Source organism: Salinivibrio sp. PR6 (assembly GCF_001995955.1).
Classification (GTDB): Bacteria; Pseudomonadota; Gammaproteobacteria; order Enterobacterales; family Vibrionaceae; genus Salinivibrio; species Salinivibrio siamensis.
Map to the genome: position 1 here is coordinate 280,197 of NZ_MUFA01000001.1, position 19,980 is coordinate 300,176.

Below are 19,980 nucleotides of genomic sequence, written 5' to 3' on the forward strand. Positions count from 1 at the left end.
ATCCGACAACACGGTGCAGAACAACAAAGCCAAGCATGATGCTTGGCTTTTTCGTAGTGACTCGATTGCACTCAGACGCGTGATTAAATCGCTTCTTCGTCTTCCTCACCGGTACGGATGCGCACCACGCGCTCAACATCAAAGACAAAGATTTTGCCATCACCGATTTTACCGGTTTGAGCGGTATCAATAATGGTATCCACACACTGCTCAGCCACATCGTTACTGACGATCACTTCAAGCTTCACTTTGGGTAAAAAATCGACCATATATTCGGCGCCGCGATAAAGCTCAGTGTGGCCTTTTTGACGACCAAAGCCTTTTACCTCTGAGACGGTCATCCCCGTAATCCCCACGTCGGCGAGCGCCTCGCGTACGTCATCGAGTTTAAATGGCTTGATGATGGCTTCAATTTTTTTCATTCCGTTATCCCTCTCGTTGGCCGCTGGCCGGTCCTGATGGATCAAGTGTTTAGCTCAAATTGTATCGCAGCAGGATAAAAAATCATCCATCGATTCACGCATAACACGAAAAAGCCGCCAAACGATGGCGGCTTGTATCACATTTAAGGGTTACCCCAAGGTCACCCGCGCATTGCGGAACATACGCATCCACGCACTGTCTTCGCCCCAATCATCTGGGTGCCAAGAGTTGGCGACTGTACGGAATACCCGCTCAGGGTGCGGCATCATAATGGTGACGCGACCCGACTCTGTGGTCAGCGCGGTAATGCCATTCGGTGAGCCATTCGGGTTGGCAGGATACGCTTGTGTTGGCTGGCCGTGATTATCGGTGTAACGCAGCGCCACCGTGCCTGACGCTTCAATGGCCGCCAGATGCTTAGCATCACGCACCTCAACGCGCCCCTCACCATGCGATACCGCAATAGGCATCCGTGACCCTGCCATCCCGGCAAAGAAGGCGGAGGGGCTGGATTGCACTTCCACCATACTAAAGCGGGCTTCAAAGCGCTCCGACTCGTTACGAACAAATCGTGGCCAGTGTGCGGCCCCAGGGATCAATTCATGCAGGTTCGAAAGCATCTGACAGCCATTACACACACCAAGTGCCAAGGTGTCTTCACGCGTAAAGAAGGCACTAAATTGATCGCGCGCGCGGCTGTTAAACAAAATTGATTTTGCCCAGCCTTCACCGGCGCCCAACACGTCACCGTAAGAGAAGCCGCCACAGGCCACCAGCCCTTGGAAGCCGTCCAAACTGACACGTCCTGAGAGAATGTCACTCATGTGAACGTCCACGGCGTTAAATCCAGCGCGATCGAAGGCAGCTGCCATTTCCACATGCGAGTTCACCCCTTGCTCACGCAAAATAGCCATGGTCGGTTGTTGACCGGTGGCGATATAAGGCGCAGCGATGTCTTCGTGCACATCAAAGCTCAGGCTAGCGTGTAAACCGGGATCGACCGCCTGCTTAGCGTCAAATTCTTGGCGAGCACAGTCCGGATTATCGCGACGCGCTTGCATTTGGTAGGTGGTTTCAGCCCAAATCTGACGCAGGTGCTGGCGACTGGCTTGATAGATAGGTGCCTCACCATGACGCAAGATAATCTCATCGCTATCGCTTAAGCCGCCAATCAAGTGACTGCATGCGGTTAATTGATGCTCATCCAACACCGCATTGACGCGCTCGAGATCTTGCGCCGCCACTTGGATCACCGCTCCCAGCTCTTCGTTAAACAGTACCGACAAGGAATCATCGCCTAAGCGGGCGATATCCACGTCAATACCGGTATGACCGGCAAACGCCATTTCTGCCAAGGTGACGAACAGTCCGCCGTCGGCTCGGTCGTGATACGCCAGCAGCTTTTGCTCTGCTACCAAGGTTTGCATCGCATTGAAAAAGCCTTTTAGGCGGGCGCTGCTGGTGACATCGGCAGGCTTATCGCCCAATTGGTGGTAAACCTGAGCCAACGCGGTTGCGCCCAGACGCTGCGCGCCCTCACCGAGGTCAATCGCAATCAAGTGGCTATCACCTTTATCGGTACGCAGTTGTGGGGTCACGGTACGACGCACATCTTCCACGCGGCCAAAGGCGGTGATAATCAGCGACATCGGCGCGGTGACGGTTTTGTTTTCACCGTCTTGCTGCCACTGGGTTTTCATCGACATCGAGTCTTTACCCACCGGAATGGTCAGTGACAGCTCAGGACACAGCTCCTCGCCAACGGCTTTAACCGCTTCGTACAAGCCGGCGTCTTCGCCCGGATGACCTGCCGCGGACATCCAGTTCGCAGACAGTTTAATGTTAGTCAGGCTACCAATATCAGCACAGGCAATATTGGTGAGTGCTTCTCCCACCGCCATACGGGCAGAGGCAGCAAAGTCAAGCAAGGCAGCTGGAGTACGCTCACCCATCGCCATCGCTTCACCGTGATAACTGTCATAGCTGGCCGCCGTCACCGCACAGTTGGCGACCGGTACCTGCCACGGGCCGACCATTTGGTCACGCGCAACCAATCCGGTCACCGAACGGTCACCGATGGTGATCAAGAAGGTTTTCTCCGCCACCGCCGGCAAGCGTAAAACACGCTCACAGGCCTCCTCCAGCTCAATGCCTTGGGTGTTAAGCGCAACACCTGTCACTTGCTGACGCGTCACATCTCGGTGCATTTTGGGCGCTTTACCCAGCAAGATGTCCATCGGCATGTCGATGGGGGTATTGTCGAAGTGGCTATCTTCAAGCGACAAGTGACGCGCATCGGAGGCCTCACCAATCACTGCGTATGGCGCCCGTTCACGCTCGCACAAGGCTTCAAAATGCGCCATATTTTCGGGTTTGACCGCCAAGACGTAGCGCTCTTGTGACTCGTTACACCAAATGGCAAGCGGGCTCATTCCCGGCTCATCATTAGGAATGTCACGCAAATTAAAGCGTCCACCGCGGCCGCCATCATCGACCAGCTCTGGCATGGCATTGGACAAGCCACCCGCGCCCACATCGTGGATAAAGGCAATTGGGTTATCGTCGCCAAGCTGCCAGCAACGATCAATCACCTCTTGGCAGCGACGCTCCATTTCTGGGTTCTCACGCTGTACCGAGGCAAAGTCTAAGTCTTCCGCCGACTGGCCTGATGCCATCGACGATGCCGCCCCGCCGCCAAGGCCGATGTTCATCGCCGGACCACCTAACACAATCAGTTTGGCGCCCACATCTATCTCGCCTTTTTGCACATGGCCATCGCGGATGTTACCCATACCACCGGCGATCATGATGGGTTTGTGGTAGCCACGCACTTCCTCACCGGCATGTGAGGTCACCCATTGCTCATAGGTACGGAAGTAGCCCAGCAAGTTGGGGCGACCGAATTCGTTGTTAAACGCCGCGCCGCCCAACGGGCCTTCCAGCATAATATCGAGCGCAGTGGCAATGCGCTCAGGCTTGCCATAATCGCGCTCCCACGGCTGAATAAAGCCCGGAATTTTAAGGTTAGAGACAGAAAAACCGACCAATCCCGCCTTAGGTTTGCCCCCGACACCGGTCGCCCCCTCGTCACGAATTTCACCGCCTGAGCCGGTCGCTGCGCCTGGCCACGGTGAAATCGCGGTGGGATGGTTATGGGTTTCCACCTTCATCAAAATATGAGCCGGCTCATGATGATATTGATAAGTGTGGCTCTCTGGAGTGGGGAAAAAGCGTCCAACGTTTGAGCCAGTCATCACGGCTGCGTTGTCTTTATACGCCGACAGCACGTTATCTGGGGTTTGCTCATAGGTGTTTTTGATCATCTTAAACAGCGATTTAGGCTGCTTTTCACCATCAATAGTCCAGTCGGCGTTAAAGATTTTGTGTCGGCAATGCTCTGAGTTAGCTTGCGCAAACATCATCAGTTCGATGTCGTTTGGGTTACGCCCCAGCTGGGTGAAGTTCTCGACCAGATAGTCAATTTCGTCTTCTGCCAGTGCCAACCCTAAGGCTTGGTTCGCCTCAACTAAGGCGGCTCGGCCACCGGAGAGAATGTCTACGCTATGCATCGGCGCAGGTTCCGCTTGCTCAAACAGCACCGCGGCGGCCTCAAGCTCACTGAACACCGCTTCCATCATCCGATCGTGCAACAATCCGACTAAGGTCGCGTGTTGCTCATTGGTCAAAGGTGCAGATAACTGAATATAGTACGCCGTCCCGCGCTCCAAGCGTTTGACCGCATCCAAGCCGCAGTTATGGGCAATATCGGTTGCCTTGGAGGACCACGGCGACAAGGTGCCAGGGCGAGGCGTCACAAGAAACAATACGCCTTCCGGCGCGTGCGGCGATAAGGTTGGTCCATAAGTCAGCAGCTTTTCGAGCTTTTCGCGACTCGCGCTATCCAAAGGATGATACAAGTCGGCGAAATGAATAAACTCAGCATACAGTGCCGTGACAGGTAACTGGTGTGCTTGGCAGCTCGCCAGTAATTTGTTGACACGAAACTCAGACAGTGCGGGGGAACCACGCAAAATATCCATGTGCGTACGTCTCTCGTTAGCGGTAAATGAAAGGGGTATACCCAAGTTATCGCATCTTGGCACCATAACTTGGGTATCACCACCGGCATTGCCGCAATGGTTGCTCTCTCCGTTATCGTTAACGCTGACTCCCAGGGCAGTCCTCCCACATTGCTCGGAGGTGTCGCCACGCCACACGCGCTTTAAGACTGGCGTTTTGCCTAAGCGGCCGCCATTATAGGGGAAAACTGTCACCGACAACACACCTGACGCAACCGTTTGCGCAAAAAATTTTCCCTCTATCGGTCTGACGTCTATTCACGTAGAATGGCGCGTCTATCGATCATCGCTAGCCGTTTGATGCTGGCATGCAACAGTGAGCGACAGCCTTTGACACAGCGTGACTTTTCTTTGCGATCATGGATGATTAGCCTAACGGTGCTTGTGCTTAGCCTCACCGTCACAGGCTGTGATTGGACGTTCGACGATCGTACCGTTCTAGAAAAAATTCGAGACCGTGGTGTCTTAAGAGTCGGGACACTCAACAACGAACTCTCTTACTACATCGGCCCGGACGGCCCTACCGGACTAGATTACGAGCTCGCCGCTCGGTTTGCTGACAAGCTCGGGGTCAAGCTAGAAATGGTGCCCACTTATACGCTTTCCGGCCTCTTTCCAGCCCTTGAACGCGGCGACGTGGATCTGATTGCGGCAGGCCTTACCATTACCGACCAACGTTTAGCTCAGTTTCGCCCAGGCCCTGCCTACTACTTTGTCAGCCAACAAGTGGTCTATAAAAAAGGGCATTGGCGCCCGCGGGATGTTGATGATTTTAATCGTGAAGATGCCATCATGGCGGTAGTGGAAGACTCTAGCCACGACCTCACCTTGCAAGCGTTAAAACAAGACCACCCTGATCTCAGCTGGAAAGTCGTGCAGGACGCCGACGATGATGAGCTGCTTAAACAAGTCGCAGACGGTGAGATTGACTTTACCATTGCCGACTCCGTCGATATTGCCTTGATGCAACGCACCCACCCAGATATTGCCGTCGCCATGGCCCTCAGTGAGGACGAACCCGTGGCCTGGTTTATGAAAAAACAAGGCGACAGCAGCGCCTATGCCTTAATGGTCAACTTCTTTGGTGAGATAAACCAAACTGGCGAATTAGCTATTTTAGAAGAGAAGTATTTTGGTCACGTCGACCAATTCGATTACGTCGATACCCGCGCCTTTTTGCGGGCACTAGAGAGCAAACTACCCAAGTGGGAGCCGCTTTTCAAAAAGCATGCGAACGATTTTGATTGGCGCTTACTGGCGGCCCTATCGTATCAAGAGTCACATTGGAACCCACGGGCGATCTCGCCCACTGGGGTGCGCGGCATGATGATGCTTACCCTGCCGACGGCCAAATCCGTGGGCGTGCGCAATCGCCTCGACCCCGAGCAAAGCATTAAAGGCGGTTCGCTCTACCTGCAACGTGTACTTGACCGTGTACCAGACAGTGTTAATCCACACGAGCGCATTTGGTTTGCTCTCGCGTCTTACAATATTGGTTTTGGCCATATGATGGATGCGCGCCGACTGACGGAGGCGCAAGGCGCCGATCCTAACTCTTGGAGTGATGTAAAACAGCGTCTGCCATTGTTAGCCAAGCGCCAGTATTACACCCAAACACGCTACGGCTACGCGCGTGGCTACGAAGCGCTTAGCTACGTCGAAAATATTCGCCGCTATTACCAAAGTATTCTAGGCTATGAGAAAGCGCACATAGAGTCACTCGACAGCCAACAAGTTGAAGATCTCGGTGGTCTGCAGACGATCGTCGCCCCTGACGAGCCGTCGGAAAATGCCCCCGAGCAAACAACCGAGCAAGCGCCTGACCCGGCGTCATCACAGTCAGAGGATAACTCGACACCGCAATCAGACACGCAACCGCAATGAGGACAGCATGGTTCCAAGAAAACGGCTGGTGAAACAAAGCTTTCGCAAAAACAACATTTCATCCGCTAACCGGCGTAAGCGTATGCGCCAAAATATGCACAAGAAGGTACTTTGGCGACAACGTGCCTTTGCGATTCGTGAATTTGCGGCCTTTGATGACGCGTTTTAGGACACCTTGCCTGAGTCAGGTAAGCAAGATTGAGATTGACAGGCTGCTTTTTTAGCGGCCTTTTTTTCGGCACGACGACGGCGGAAAAAGGCTTGCAGTTGCGCACGGCATTCCGCTTCTAGCACCCCTCCCTCACTTTGCACATGATGATTAACACCGTCATAGCTGAGTAAGTTCATTACCGAGCCAGCGGCCCCGGTTTTGGGATCAGGCGCGCCAAAGAAAACCTTTCTGACACGGCCATGCACCATCGCCGCCGCACACATGGGACAAGGCTCTAATGTCACATAAAGATCCGCGTCTAATAAACGATAATTACCCAGCACTTGGCCGGCTTGGCGTAATGCCATCACTTCGGCATGGGCCGTCGCATCATGCTGGGTAATGGTTCGGTTCCACCCCGTGCCCACAACCTCACCTTGATACACCACGACAGCGCCGACAGGCACTTCACCCTCTTGCTCCGCTTTGTCTGCTAGCTGGATCGCGTGGCGCATATAAACGTCGTGCTCGCTACCCGACGCGTGTGGATCTTTCATCCCAACCTCTGTGACTAACAACCTAATACGCCCTCAGTATACGATACAAATAAGCCGGCTCGAAGGCCGGCTTAAGACACTCAACGCACAACAGCGTATTACTGCACTAAGTATTGGTAACTGGCTTGAATGCCCAGAGGCAATCCTAGCGCCCAGTAGGCGAGTAAGAATAAGGTCCAGCCCACCAGCATGGTCAGAGAATAAGGGATCATCATTGAAGCCACGGTACCAATCCCCGTGGTCTTCACGTAACGCTGGCAGTACACCACCACTAGCGGGAAGAACACCATCAATGGCGAGATAATGTTCGACACAGAATCACCCACACGATAAGCCGCTTGCGACAATTCAGGGGAAATGCCCACGACCATTAACATCGGCACGAGAATCGGCCCAATCAGCCCCCATTTCGCCGACGCGGAACCAATCAATAAGTTCACCATTGCCGTCAGCAAAATCATCCCCACAATCGTCATCTCACCTGGCAGGTTCATTGACTGCAACAGCTCCGCGCCGTTGAGCGCCAACAAAGTACCAATGTTTGATTGGGTAAATGCGGCCAAGAATTGCGCGCAGAAAAACGCCATCACCATATAAGCGCCCATGGTCGCCATGGTGTCAGACATGGATTTGATCACGTCTTGGCTGGTTTTAAAGGTACCCGCGGTTTTGCCATAAACAATGCCTGGAATAATAAACAGCACAAAAATCAGCGGCACGATCGATTGCATAATCGGTGCATCAAAGGCGGTCAACTCGCCCGCCGGTGAGCGGAGCGGTGACGTTTCCGGCCATGAGGCCGCCACTAGCGCGGCAATTCCTAGCAGCATCGCCAGCCCAGCTCGATTAAACGCCTTCCCTTCAATCGCCGTAAAAGAGCCTAAATCCGGTGCGTCTTCTGCATCCTCATCAATCGGCGTGCGATTTAGACGTGGCTCGACTATTTTCTCAGTCACAAACCAGCCCAGCGCCACAATCAAAATCGATGACAGACCAGTGAAATAGAGGTTCGCAAGCGGGTTTACCTGATAGCTATCGTCCAACACATGCGCGGCAGATTCAGTAAAACCGGCCAGCAAAGGGTCAATCCCTGACGGAATAAAGTTCGCGGAGAAGCCGCCGGATACCCCGGCAAAGGCGGCAGCAATACCTGCCAACGGATGACGACCCGCGGCGTGGAAGATAATCCCACCCAGCGGGATCACCAGCACATAGCCTGCATCTGCGGCGGTATGGGAAACGATCGCCACCAGAATCAGCATCGGCGTAAGCGCTTGCTTTGGCGTCACACTCAGCATTTTCTTAAGGCCAGTGGTAATAAAGCCGGACTGGTCAGCCACCCCCACACCGAGCATCGCCACCAAAACAATCCCCAGCGGCGCAAATCCAGTAAAGGTGTCAACCATATTGGCTAAAAAGTGGGCGAGCGCACTACCGGTGAGCAGGTTTTTCACTTGGACAGCGTCACCGGTCAAAGGGTGGACTGAGTCAAAAGAAACCTGAGAGAGAATGGCTGATAATACCCACACGGTGATCAGCCCCCAAAAAAACAAGAGCGCGGGATCCGGAATTCGGTTCCCTGCCCGCTCTATCATGTTCAAAAACCGATCCATGCCGCGCGGCTGGCCAGCATCGGTTGAGTCGCTTATGTGTTGGCTCACTGTTTACTCCATTTTTCGATGTTGTGTCTTTGCTTACCTGATCCACCAGGCTTTAGCGACATTAAAATGACAATCCATCGCCAGTAAAGCAAAAAACAGCATAGTTAGCCATAAGCAAGCCAGTTAACCAAATGTTAAATTGATTTGTAGTTAGAAAAGCAGCACAAAAAACGGATGCTTACTGAGGACACTGAAACATTTAGAAACAAAAAACCTGTATGGCGTGGAAGTCGTGTTTTAACCCCTAGCAATCTATGTCATCAAATATATGATGGAGGTAAACCCACTCGAGGAGAGCATCATGAAATCCATTTCGCGTGTCATAAAAGCCCCTGCACCGCACTGGGTCGGTAATGGTTTCCCCGCCCGCTCGCTGTTTTCCTACCACAATCAAGCGGCGGAAATGAGCCCCTTTTTACTGCTGGACTATGCTGGCCCAATGCACTTTCCGGCGGATGGCGTGAAGCGAGGCGTGGGTGAGCATCCCCATCGCGGCTTTGAAACCGTGACCATTGTGTATCAAGGTGAGGTGGCGCATCGTGACTCCACCGGTAAAGGCGGCGTGATTGGCCCCGGGGATGTGCAGTGGATGACCGCAGGCAGCGGCATTATGCACGAGGAGTTTCATTCCAGTGCGTTCAGCCACACTGGCGGCGAGCTGCAAATGGCGCAACTGTGGGTTAACCTCCCCAAAAAAGACAAAATGACCGACCCGAACTATCAAGGCATTCGCAAAGCCGATATTCCCGATGTTCCCTTGGCCGATAAGGCGGGCACATTACGGCTCATAGCCGGTGAGTTTGAGGGCCAACAGGGGCCGGCCAAAACCTTCAGCCCTATGCAGGTTTGGGATATACGGCTAAACGCTGGTGGGAAAACGCAGCTGGCACTCCCCCAAGACTGGACCACCGCGGTGGTAGTATTGGAGGGCAATGTCAGTATCAACGGCGCCGACCCAATTGGCGACGCCGATATGGCACTGCTTAGCCGCCAAGGCCGCGAGGTCGCATTGCACGCCTCACAAGATAGCGTGATTTTGCTACTCAGTGGCGAGCCCATCACCGATCCCATCGTTGGTCATGGCCCTTTTGTAATGAATACCAAGCAAGAGATTTTGCAAGCGTTCAACGATCTGCAAGCAGGTAAATTCGGACAGTTATAAGGACTGAGCCAAGACGCTGTCATCCGCGAATACCAATAAAAAAGTCCGGCATTTGGCGGGCTTTGTTTTTTGAAACTGTTCTTACAACGCTAGCCCTGCCCAAAAGTCATTTTGCAGCTGCTCTACCCTCTCATAACTACAAAAGTTCTGACTTCTGAACTGAGCCCTGACCAGTCCATCAATATCAGCTGCCAATGTGGTAATACGGCTGATAGTCTCCGGATTGGTAGCAGGCTCAGACAAAATCATTTTCAAATCATATCCAAGCAAGAAGGCCCCTTGCCGCTCGGTATCATACTCTAAGTGCTCTGCCGGGATATAAGGCTCCCACAAACGATCCGCCTGAACATGCTGATACTCAAGAAGAATAGTTAGAAAGTCAGATGCGTCTTTACTGCTCTCGTCACCCCGCTCCTGCCAAGCAATCAGTTTTAGCAAAGTCAGCCCAGCCAAAGACGCAACTTTGATGGTATCGCCTTGCCCTAGTTCTATTGATAGAGCGGCATCGTAAGCTTCCTGAAATCCAGCTACCGTCATAGTGACAGCATGCTCCGGTGGCCATTGTATTTCACCTGCGTCATCGGCGATGGCACCAAAGGGAATAATATCAATTGGCAAACCACTGTCAGGATCTTTAAGCCGATGCGCTTTATTGGTTGCGCTTAATCCGGCATCCAGCAAAGCCTGCTTTACACTGGCGAACGCGTCCCAATCCGGTATCAGAATGCCAGTATCAATATCCCGAGTCTGACGGCCGGGATCACGGCCAAACACATGATACAAAACGAGATCTCTTGCCGTTGCCCCAGCAACAAAAAATGGTACGCCAGTTTGCTGAGTTGTGCGGGTGATCAGTGTCAGTACAGGCTCAAACCCGGGGTTCAGGGAGTGTTTTAAGGTGTAGATATTGCTCATTGATAAGTTCGGCAACCTCCTTGTTTCGGCTATCTCTGCTTGCAAGTAGCTCAGCGACAGCCAGCAATGCCTTGGCATTGATATTAATATCCAGCGCCTTTCCCCAGAATGCAGGCACCAACCAGAGCCTGCCCGAAGCGTCTGGCTTTGCTTTGAGCAGCGCAAGCTTTTTTTGCAGTGGCTCAAAGGTAAAGAGCTGTAACTCATAAGGCTGCAAATAGCGTGTTAGTTCATCGGCAGCGACTTCTCCTCCCCAGCAATCCTTGGATGCTAAAGGAATGTCTCGCCAATCATCCGGCGCAACTAATTTTAGCCCTCCGAGCTTTGGTCTAAGCACGGTACGATAGTGTTCAATCCAGAGCTGATAAAGGGCCTCTTTATCCAGAATGCGACGGGTACGACCAAGACTGACAAGCTTCTCGGCTTCTAAGTATTTAAACCCCTTACTCACCATACCTAATGAGATATTTGCCATCTCGGCTATGGCTCGAAACGGCAGATGTAACACATCTTCTTGAGCCAACAAAGCAAACAGAAGCTTCATAAAACCTAACCCTGGCTTTGCCGGCTGTGGAATTGCAAGGTGGTTTTCAGTGAGATTTTTGCCCTCAATCCATAGATTCAGCCCGTTATAGCTCACGCGAGCATTACCGGCCTCATCAATAAAATTGATCGCGTTCTCGGTACAAAAATCGGCGAGATGAGTCGTCAGTCTGTTACACACCAACAGATTGTCTGAGCGAGCAGCGCCTAGCAATGCTGATAGGCTATCTTTACGATGGATACGCTTTATTTCAGTGCTAAACAAATAGCGTTCGCCGTGCACTGTCAGAGTCACCTCAGCATCGGTGTAAGGCTCACCATCCGGCTTAGGATCGAAAGAGTACTCCCCTTGAATCTGCGCAGGCAGATTATCCAAAGCTAGCTTTAGTAGTATCGCGTTCTCGTTCACACCAAATACCGTTCATGAATCATGAACAAATAGTAGCCGTGAACAGCGCATTCCGCAAGATAGGCGGCGAGCTTGAATTAAGCAGGCACCGGTTAACATAGACTGTGTAACATATCGCCATAGATAAAAACCACGATGATACATATTCAGCCCCCAGTGAATGCTGCGTAAAGATGTTATCGCTGAGTTAGATACGAGTAACAGCGTTACTTGAGTAATAAACGTTATGGTATTGTGCGACAAAAAATGCCAGTCAGAAAACTGACTGGCATTGTTGTTAGTTGGCAAGGCTTAATGCGCTACCTAGCGAGTCTTATTCCCACTCAATTGTCGCTGGCGGTTTGCCGGAGACGTCGTAAACCACGCGGGAGATGCCGTCGACTTCGTTGATGATGCGGTTTGATACCTTACCCAGAAAATCGTATGGCAGGTGTGCCCAATGTGCGGTCATAAAGTCGATGGTTTCAACAGCACGCAGGGCAATGATCCAATCGTATTTACGGCCATCGCCCATCACGCCTACCGAACGAACCGGTAGGAATACCGCAAAGGCTTGCGAGACTTTCTCGTAGAGATCGGCGTTGCGCAGCTCTTCGATAAAGATCGCATCGGCGCGACGAAGCAGATCGCAGTATTCTTTTTGAATCTCGCCCAGCACGCGCACACCAAGGCCTGGCCCTGGGAAGGGGTGGCGATAAAGCATGTGGTACGGTAAGCCTAGCTCAAGGCCAATTTTACGCACTTCGTCTTTGAACAACTCTTTGAGTGGCTCAACCAGACCCATTTCCATTTCTTCCGGCAGGCCACCGACGTTGTGGTGTGATTTGATCACATGCGCTTTACCGGTTTTCGAGGCTGCTGACTCAATTACATCCGGGTAGATGGTGCCTTGTGCCAGCCACTTAGCATTTTTCATTTTGCTCGCTTGCTCATCGAATACCTCGACAAACACGCGGCCAATGATTTTACGCTTGGCTTCCGGATCCGCTTCGCCTTTAAGAGCATCGAGGAAACGGTCTTCGGCGTTGACATGGACAATGTTCAAACCAAAGTGGTCACCGAACATTTCCAGTACTTGCTCACCTTCATTAAGACGCAATAGGCCGTTATCGACGAATACACACGTAAGCTTATCGCCAATTGCGCGGTGAACCAGCATGGCGACCACAGAAGAGTCGACGCCGCCAGACAGGCCAAGGATCACTTCATCATCCCCGACTTGCTCACGAATACGCTCAATCGCATCGTCAATAATGGTGGCTGGTGTCCACAAGCGCTCGCATTGGCAGATTTGCATCACAAACTGCTCCAACATACGTTGGCCTTGGCGCGTGTGAGTGACTTCTGGATGGAATTGCACGCCATAAAAACGTTTGTCTTCATTGGCCATGGCCGCGAAGGGGCAAGTGTCCGTCTCGGCCACTTTGACAAAATCTTCTGGAATGGCGACCACTTTATCACCATGGCTCATCCATACATCGAGGAGCGCATGCCCGTCATCGGCGATGGCATCTTCAATGCCATCAAACAGTGCACTTTGCCCAACGCGCTTCACTTGCGCATAGCCAAACTCACGGTGCTCAGAGCCGGCCACCTTACCACCAAGCTGCTCGGCCATGGTCTGCATACCATAACAAACCCCTAACACAGGTACGCCGGCATTAAAGACATACTGCGGTGCACGCGGCGAGTTCTCCTCTGCCACGCTCTCTGGGCCACCGGATAGGATGATGCCGTTGGGCGCAAAATCACGAATGTCTTGCTCATCCACATCCCAGCTCCAAAGCTCACAATACACACCGATTTCACGGACACGGCGCGCAATCAGTTGGGTGTACTGGGAGCCAAAATCAAGGATCAAAATACGTTGAGCATGAATGTTCTGGGTCATTATCTGGCTTTCTCAATTAAGTGGAACAAAGGGGAGCCGCGCTCCCCTCTCAAATGCATCGCGGTGGTGATGTCTTTAGCCGAGACGGTAGTTCGGCGCTTCTTTAGTAATGGTGACATCATGCGCGTGTGACTCTTTCATGCCCGCGCCAGTGACGCGAACAAATTGCGCTTGGGTACGCATCTCTTCAATGGTGGCAGAGCCGGTGAGACCCATGCTGGAGCGCAGGCCACCCATTTGCTGATGAATGATCTCTTTCATCATGCCTTTGTAATCGACACGCCCTTCAATCCCTTCAGGTACCAGCTTGTCTGCGGCGTTGTCGCTTTGGAAGTAACGGTCAGACGAGCCTTTTGACATCGCGCCCACCGAGCCCATACCGCGATATGATTTATATGCACGGCCTTGGTAAAGTTCGACTTCACCCGGAGACTCTTCGGTACCAGCGAGCATTGAGCCCACCATCACGCACGACGCGCCCGCTGCAATCGCTTTACACAAATCCCCTGAGAAGCGGATACCCCCATCGGCAATCACGGGAATGCCGTACTCTTGCGCTACAGCGGCTGCATCACTGATCGCAGTGATCTGCGGGACGCCTACGCCGGTAACGATACGCGTGGTACAAATCGAGCCTGGGCCAATTCCAACCTTGACGGCATCGACACCGGCTTCAATCAGGGCGCGTGCGCCTTCAGCGGTGGCGACATTGCCGCCCACAATCTGCAGGTTCGGATACGCGGCACGTGCATCACGAATACGTTGCAGAACCCCTTCAGAGTGGCCATGTGATGAGTCAATCAGCAGCACATCCACGCCCGCTTCAACCAAGGCGGCAATGCGCTCCTCGTTGCCCGCACCGGCACCAACCGCGCCACCGACACGCAAGCGGCCTTGCTCGTCTTTACAGGCATTGGGCTTGCTTTCCGCTTTTTGGAAATCTTTGGCGGTGATCATACCGGTGAGATGATGACTTGGGTTGACCACCAAAATCTTCTCGACGCGGTGCTGTTGCATGAGCTGTTGTACCTGCTCACGTTCTGCGCCTTCTTGCACAGTGGCGAGGCGAGATTTTGGTGTCATCACGTCTTCGACGCGCTTGCTTAAGTCAGACACAAAGCGCACGTCACGGCCTGTGATGATCCCCACCAGCTCTTTTTGTGCATTGACAACAGGGTAACCGGCAAAGCCGTTACGCTCAGTCAGTGCCTTCACGTCAGCAATGGTCATTTCTGGGGTTACAGTCACTGGATTGGTGACCATGCCTGCTTCATAGATTTTGACCAAGCGTACTTGTTCGGCTTGTTGCTCGATAGTCATGTTCTTATGGATAAAGCCAAGACCACCTTCTTGCGCCAAGGCAATCGCCAAACGGGCTTCGGTCACCGTGTCCATCGCGGCGGATAGAACAGGAATGTTTAAGCTGATCGAGCGTGTCAGTTTTGTACGCAGATCGGCATGGTTAGGAAGAACATTTGAGTGGGCAGGGACGAGGAGTACATCGTCAAAGGTTAGCGCTTCTTTCGCGATTCTCAGCATTGCAATATCTCACACCAAAATTTGTGAAGGGGAACAAAATATTGCCGCAGCATTATACGGGCAGCGCAAACGTTTGGCTATCGATTTTTATTAAGAATCGCTGTTTGGTGGGCAACGGATTTTTAGTCGGTTGATTTATCACCAGATATCAACGCGACTTTTTCGCAACCGATTGCTCAAGATCTATTTGGCATACTGGGGTGCGGCAGGTAGTATGCCCTCAGGCTTATTGAAAGGATCCGTGATCGTGACCGCTAACAACCGAAACATTCTTTCCGTCTCTCGCTTAAATGCCGAAGTGCGTCTTTGCTTGGAGAAAAACATCGGTATCGTCTGGCTCACGGGTGAAATCTCTAATTTTACCGCTGCGACATCCGGTCACTGGTATTTATCGTTGAAAGATAACCAAAGCCAAGTTAAATGTGCGATGTTCCGTGGTAACAATCGCCGCGTGATGTTCAAACCTAAAAACGGCGATCAAGTGTTGGTGCGTGCGCGTGTCTCTATGTACGAGCCTCGCGGCGACTATCAACTGATCTTAGAAAGCATGCAGCCCGAAGGCGATGGACGACTGCAACAGGCGTTTGAGCAACGCAAACAAGCGTTAGCCGCTGAAGGCTTATTCGCACAAAGCGCCAAACAGGCCTTGCCCGACCAACCCAAACGCGTTGGCATAATCACCTCCAAAACAGGCGCTGCCTTGCACGATATTCTAAATGTGTTGAAACGGCGCGATCCGAGCCTACCCGTGGTTATCTATCCAACGCTGGTACAAGGACAAGAGGCAGCGGTCTCTATTGCCCAAGCCATTGGACGTGCCAACAGTCGCAACGAATGTGATGTGCTGATTGTTGGCCGTGGCGGAGGCTCACTCGAAGATTTATGGTGCTTTAATGAAGAAATCGTCGCCCGTACTATCGCCGCCAGTCAGATCCCTATTGTCAGTGCCGTGGGCCATGAAGTGGATGTTACCATTGCTGACTTTGTTGCCGACGTGCGCGCGCCGACGCCATCAGCCGCCGCAGAATTAGTGAGCCGTGACCTCAGTTATCGCTTGCAGCAATATCAGCAGCGCGAGCAAGCGCTCAAAAACGCGATTGGCACCCTCCTGTATCGCCAGCAACGGGCACTGACGCAGCACGAACACCGTTTGTCTCATCAGCACCCTCGCCGTCGTCTACAACAGCAAAGTCAGCATATTGATGAGCTGCAAAGACGGATGCACCAGGCACTCACTAAGCAGTTTTCACGGTACAGCAGCCAACTGAACACGCTAGATAATCGATTGCAGCGCATGACGCCTGACCGTCGTATTCAGCAACATCAGGCTCAATTGGCGCAATACCATCAACGCCTCACCCACGCGATGGACTCACACCTGTCACATGCGCAACAGCGACTCGCCACCTTGGTCGCCACCTTAGATGCGGTCAGCCCACTTGCCACCCTTTCTCGCGGCTATTCAATTAGCCGTGATAGTGATGGGCATATCGTCACTAACATCAACCAGCTAAAAGAGGGCGATACCTTACACACTCAGCTCAGCAACGGCGATGTCACCAGCGTGGTTCGGCAGCGACACCCGCATCAATCTTCTGATTAAACTCTGCACAACACACATCTGACCGATCAGTAAGCGATCGCGCGATCTTGGGGTTTATTCCCCTTGATCAGCTTCCTACCCTGAAAAGAATATTTATCAATACACTTCCCGAAAGCATAAGTTACATATTCTGCATTTGGATTTTTAAAAGGATAAAAATCTGAACTGTGTTTTATTAAAGCCTGGATCCAGAACAATCTAAAAGTGTGACGTGGGAAGGGGTGTCGATTTTATCACCGCTCAAAACCTGAGCGGCAGCGTGACACACTAGGATCTAAGACAACAGATAATCGCGCTCATTAATGTGAGTCAGATCACTTTTATTCAGTAACCGATCCCAAGAGAGGTCGAACCCACCACATCGCGATCAAAAAAAAGCCCAGCATCGCTGCTGGGCTTTGTATTACTTCTTATTACGATTTTTCACCATATCCATTAAGCGTTTACGCTGACGGGATTGAGATAATGTCAGCTTTTCTTTTTTCCCCTCATAGGGGTTTTCGCTGTTTTGGAACTGGATCTTGATCGGCGTGCCCATAATATCCAGGGTTCGACGGTAGTAATTCATCAAATAACGTTTGTACGAATCAGGTAACTCTTTAACAAGGCTGCCGTGAACGACCACAATCGGTGGATTGTAACCGCCTGCGTGCGCATATTTGAGCTTCACCCGACGTCCCCGGATCATCGGTGGTTGATGGTCATCTTGCGCCATTTTCAGAATACGGGTGAGCATCGCGGTTCCGACGCGTTTTGTCGCTGACTGATACGCCTCTTGAATCGACTCGAACAAGTGGCCTACCCCGGTGCCGTGCAAAGCAGAAATAAAATGCACACGGGCAAAGTCGACAAACCCTAAGCGGCGGTCAAGCTCAGACTTCACGCGCTCTTTCACTTCGCTATCTAAGCCATCCCACTTGTTGACCGCCAAAACAATCGAGCGGCCCGCATTCAGCGCAAAACCAAGTAAGCTTAAGTCTTGGTCCGAGATGTTCTCTCGTGCGTCGATCACCAACAATACGACGTTGGCATCTTCAATCGCCTTGAGGGTTTGGATCACCGAAAATTTTTCCACTTTATCGGTCACCCGTTTACGACGTCGAACCCCGGCGGTATCAATCATCACGTATTCGCGACCATCACGCTCCATGGGAATGTAAATCGAGTCGCGGGTCGTGCCTGGCATGTCATAAACCACCACGCGCTCTTCGCCCAGCATACGGTTAGTCAGGGTTGATTTACCCACATTGGGACGGCCGATAATACCGATTTTAATCGGCAGCGACTGTAAGTATTCATACTCGCTTTCAGCCTGCTCTTCGGTTTTAACCGCGTCTTCGCCACTGTCGAGCGTATCTGCTTCATCGGTCAAATCGACCAAGCCTGCTTGCTCGTCGTCCTCGTCCGCTGACACTTGCTCAACCAAAGGCGTCAACGCACGATTAATCAGGCCGCTAACACCTCGACCATGCGCGGCGGCAATTTGGAACATGTTGTCCATGCCCAGCTGCCAAAAGTCCGCGGTTGCCGTGTCTGGGTCAATACCATCCACTTTGTTCACCACCAAGAAGGTGGTTTTTTCACGGGTACGAATATGCTGAGCAATGTCTTTGTCCGCTGGCGTAAGACCGGCTCGACCATCCACCATAAACAGCACGACATCGGCTTCTTCAATCGCCGCTAGCGACTGCTCCGCCATCTTGGTTTCTACACCTTCTTCGGTGCCGTCAATGCCGCCGGTGTCGATCACGATAAACTCGTGATCATCCAGCAATGCTTTGCCGTATTTTCGATCCCTGGTCAGTCCCGGAAAATCCGCTACTAATGCATCGCGTGTGCGGGTAAGACGGTTAAAGAGCGTCGATTTCCCCACATTCGGGCGCCCCACTAGGGCTATAACAGGAATCATGTAGACCTCTTCTTTTCATTCGCTTTATTAATAAACAAGGCTCCCGACTGTCTTTGCAGCCAGGAGCCTAAATATAGAACTGGGTGGCTTCGCTTACTCGATACTCAGCTTTCTCAGTTGACCATCACGGGTGATCACGATATAGCCATCATCCGTTTGCACCGGGGCAACAGCGATCCCGTTGCCTTCCAGTGATTGCTGCGCGACAAAATCGCCCGTTTGCGGGTCAAGCCAATGCAAGTAGCCTTGGCTGTCACCGACCACCAGATAGCCACCGCTTGCCGCGGGTGCCGTTAAGATACGGTACGCCAACTGTGTGTTGCGCCACTTCTCTAAGCCGTTGCGTGCATCTAACGCAACAACATTGTCTTCATCATCAATAAGATAAATACTATTGCCTGCCACGAGGAAGTCTTTAGCAGAGGAAAAATCCCGCTTCCACGCCGCTTTTCCGGAGCGCAAATCAATAGAGACTAATTGGCCATTATAGCCTACTGCATACAAACGGTCGCCATCGATCACTGGGGTCGCATCCACATCCACTAAGCGGTCGATTTCAGTCGCCCCTTTTGGTGTCGAGATAGGAATTTGCCAAATAGACCGTCCGGTTTCGATCATTGCCGCGCCTAGGCGTCCATTGGCCATCCCCCAGAATACGCCGCCGGAAATAGTCACCGGCGCACTTTCACCGCGTAGGCTCAAGTTCGGCACATCATTGGTGTTGTTCCACTGTGGCTCGCCCGATTCTGCGTCCAATGCCACTAACTCACCACGGCTGGTGTTAACGATCACCAAGCCAGCTTCCACCAAAGGCTTGGCCAGCACTTCGCCATTCACGTTCTGTTGCCAAACCCGCTCGCCGGTTTCCGCATCCAGTGCGTACACTTGACCCGTTTCGCCACCCACATACACTTTGCCGTATGAGGCGCTCAACCCGCCGGAGAGCAACGCCGGTGTCTCGTCTTGCACCGACTGTTGCCAGATAGATTCACCGCTTTCTAAATCAAACGCGGCGACTAAACCTTGTCGATCAGCCGCAAAGACTTTGTCATAGGCCACTGTGGGCTGAAGTGCGGAATAATACTGCCCGACACCGTCGCCCACTTGTGCTCGCCAATGCTGGGTTGAAGATATCTCATTGGTCACAGAAGGCAGTGGCGCCATTTGCACCACATCTTCTTCACCGGCACAGCCAGCCAGTACAGCCATGGTCGTGGCCATTGCAGCCATGCGCCATAATCGTTTTTTCATACC

General features: G+C 52.4%; 14 protein-coding genes. 4 read left to right on the forward strand and 10 right to left on the reverse strand.

Annotation, left to right across the window (positions count from 1 at the left end; genetic code table 11):
* Window positions 1-83: 83 nt before the first annotated feature.
* Together glnB and purL are read right to left on the reverse strand one after the other, a co-directional pair.
* A complete protein-coding gene (glnB, locus tag BZG72_RS01325; RefSeq protein WP_046074987.1) occupies window positions 84-422 on the reverse strand; it encodes a nitrogen regulatory protein P-II in 339 nt (112 codons plus the stop codon).
* A 150-nt stretch (window positions 423-572) separates the two neighbouring features.
* Window positions 573-4,463: a phosphoribosylformylglycinamidine synthase gene (gene purL / locus BZG72_RS01330; RefSeq protein ID WP_077665903.1), complete on the reverse strand. Its 3,891-nt coding sequence runs from the start codon at window positions 4,461-4,463 to the stop codon at window positions 573-575.
* A gap of 402 nt (window positions 4,464-4,865) precedes the next feature.
* On the opposite strand from purL, the gene mltF reads away from it, so the two are divergent.
* Window positions 4,866-6,386, forward strand: coding sequence for a membrane-bound lytic murein transglycosylase MltF (mltF, locus tag BZG72_RS01335; protein WP_227486536.1), 1,521 nt, complete (start codon window positions 4,866-4,868; stop codon window positions 6,384-6,386).
* Between the two features lie 7 nt (window positions 6,387-6,393).
* Window positions 6,394-6,555, forward strand: coding sequence for a hypothetical protein (locus BZG72_RS16285; RefSeq protein ID WP_167369481.1), 162 nt, complete (start codon window positions 6,394-6,396; stop codon window positions 6,553-6,555).
* On the opposite strand, the gene tadA is transcribed toward BZG72_RS16285, so the two are convergent.
* Complete coding sequence (tadA, locus tag BZG72_RS01340; RefSeq protein WP_046074989.1) at window positions 6,552-7,094, reverse strand: tRNA adenosine(34) deaminase TadA; 543 nt, start codon at window positions 7,092-7,094, stop codon at window positions 6,552-6,554. The two genes, BZG72_RS16285 and tadA, sit on opposite strands and share 4 nt — an antisense overlap.
* Before the next feature lie 98 nt (window positions 7,095-7,192).
* On the reverse strand, window positions 7,193-8,707 hold the full coding sequence (locus BZG72_RS01345) for an AbgT family transporter (RefSeq protein ID WP_046075047.1): 1,515 nt from the start codon (window positions 8,705-8,707) through the stop codon (window positions 7,193-7,195).
* A 349-nt stretch (window positions 8,708-9,056) separates the two neighbouring features.
* Here BZG72_RS01345 and BZG72_RS01350 point away from each other — a divergent pair, with 349 nt between their 5' ends.
* Window positions 9,057-9,917, forward strand: a complete 861-nt coding sequence (locus BZG72_RS01350) for a pirin family protein (RefSeq protein WP_077665905.1) — start codon at window positions 9,057-9,059, stop codon at window positions 9,915-9,917.
* Between the two features lie 81 nt (window positions 9,918-9,998).
* On the opposite strand, the gene BZG72_RS01355 is transcribed toward BZG72_RS01350, so the two are convergent.
* The 4 genes from BZG72_RS01355 to guaB all read right to left on the reverse strand — a co-directional run bounded on the left by BZG72_RS01355 (window position 9,999) and on the right by guaB (window position 15,214).
* Window positions 9,999-10,832 carry a nucleotidyl transferase AbiEii/AbiGii toxin family protein gene (locus BZG72_RS01355; RefSeq protein ID WP_077665906.1) on the reverse strand — a complete coding sequence of 278 codons (834 nt, stop codon included), beginning with the start codon at window positions 10,830-10,832 and terminating at the stop codon, window positions 9,999-10,001.
* Window positions 10,786-11,784 (reverse strand): type IV toxin-antitoxin system AbiEi family antitoxin, encoded by a 999-nt coding sequence (locus BZG72_RS01360; RefSeq protein ID WP_077665907.1) that lies wholly within the window; start codon window positions 11,782-11,784, stop codon window positions 10,786-10,788. The genes BZG72_RS01355 and BZG72_RS01360 overlap by 47 nt, the downstream gene beginning before the upstream one ends.
* A 313-nt stretch (window positions 11,785-12,097) precedes the next feature.
* A complete protein-coding gene (gene guaA / locus BZG72_RS01365) occupies window positions 12,098-13,675 on the reverse strand; it encodes a glutamine-hydrolyzing GMP synthase (protein WP_046074992.1) in 1,578 nt (525 codons plus the stop codon).
* 75 nt (window positions 13,676-13,750) lie between these two features.
* Window positions 13,751-15,214 (reverse strand): IMP dehydrogenase, encoded by a 1,464-nt coding sequence (guaB, locus tag BZG72_RS01370; RefSeq protein WP_046074993.1) that lies wholly within the window; start codon window positions 15,212-15,214, stop codon window positions 13,751-13,753.
* Between the two features lie 214 nt (window positions 15,215-15,428).
* On the opposite strand from guaB, the gene xseA reads away from it, so the two are divergent.
* Window positions 15,429-16,817 (forward strand): exodeoxyribonuclease VII large subunit, encoded by a 1,389-nt coding sequence (xseA, locus tag BZG72_RS01375; protein WP_108743003.1) that lies wholly within the window; start codon window positions 15,429-15,431, stop codon window positions 16,815-16,817.
* A 403-nt stretch (window positions 16,818-17,220) separates the two neighbouring features.
* On the opposite strand, the gene der is transcribed toward xseA, so the two are convergent.
* Both der and bamB read right to left on the reverse strand, forming a co-directional pair.
* Window positions 17,221-18,726: a ribosome biogenesis GTPase Der gene (gene der, locus BZG72_RS01380; RefSeq protein ID WP_046074995.1), complete on the reverse strand. Its 1,506-nt coding sequence runs from the start codon at window positions 18,724-18,726 to the stop codon at window positions 17,221-17,223.
* A gap of 93 nt (window positions 18,727-18,819) precedes the next feature.
* Entirely contained in the window at window positions 18,820-19,977 is a 1,158-nt protein-coding gene (gene bamB, locus BZG72_RS01385) for an outer membrane protein assembly factor BamB (protein ID WP_077665909.1), read from the reverse strand.
* Window positions 19,978-19,980 lie beyond the last annotated feature (3 nt).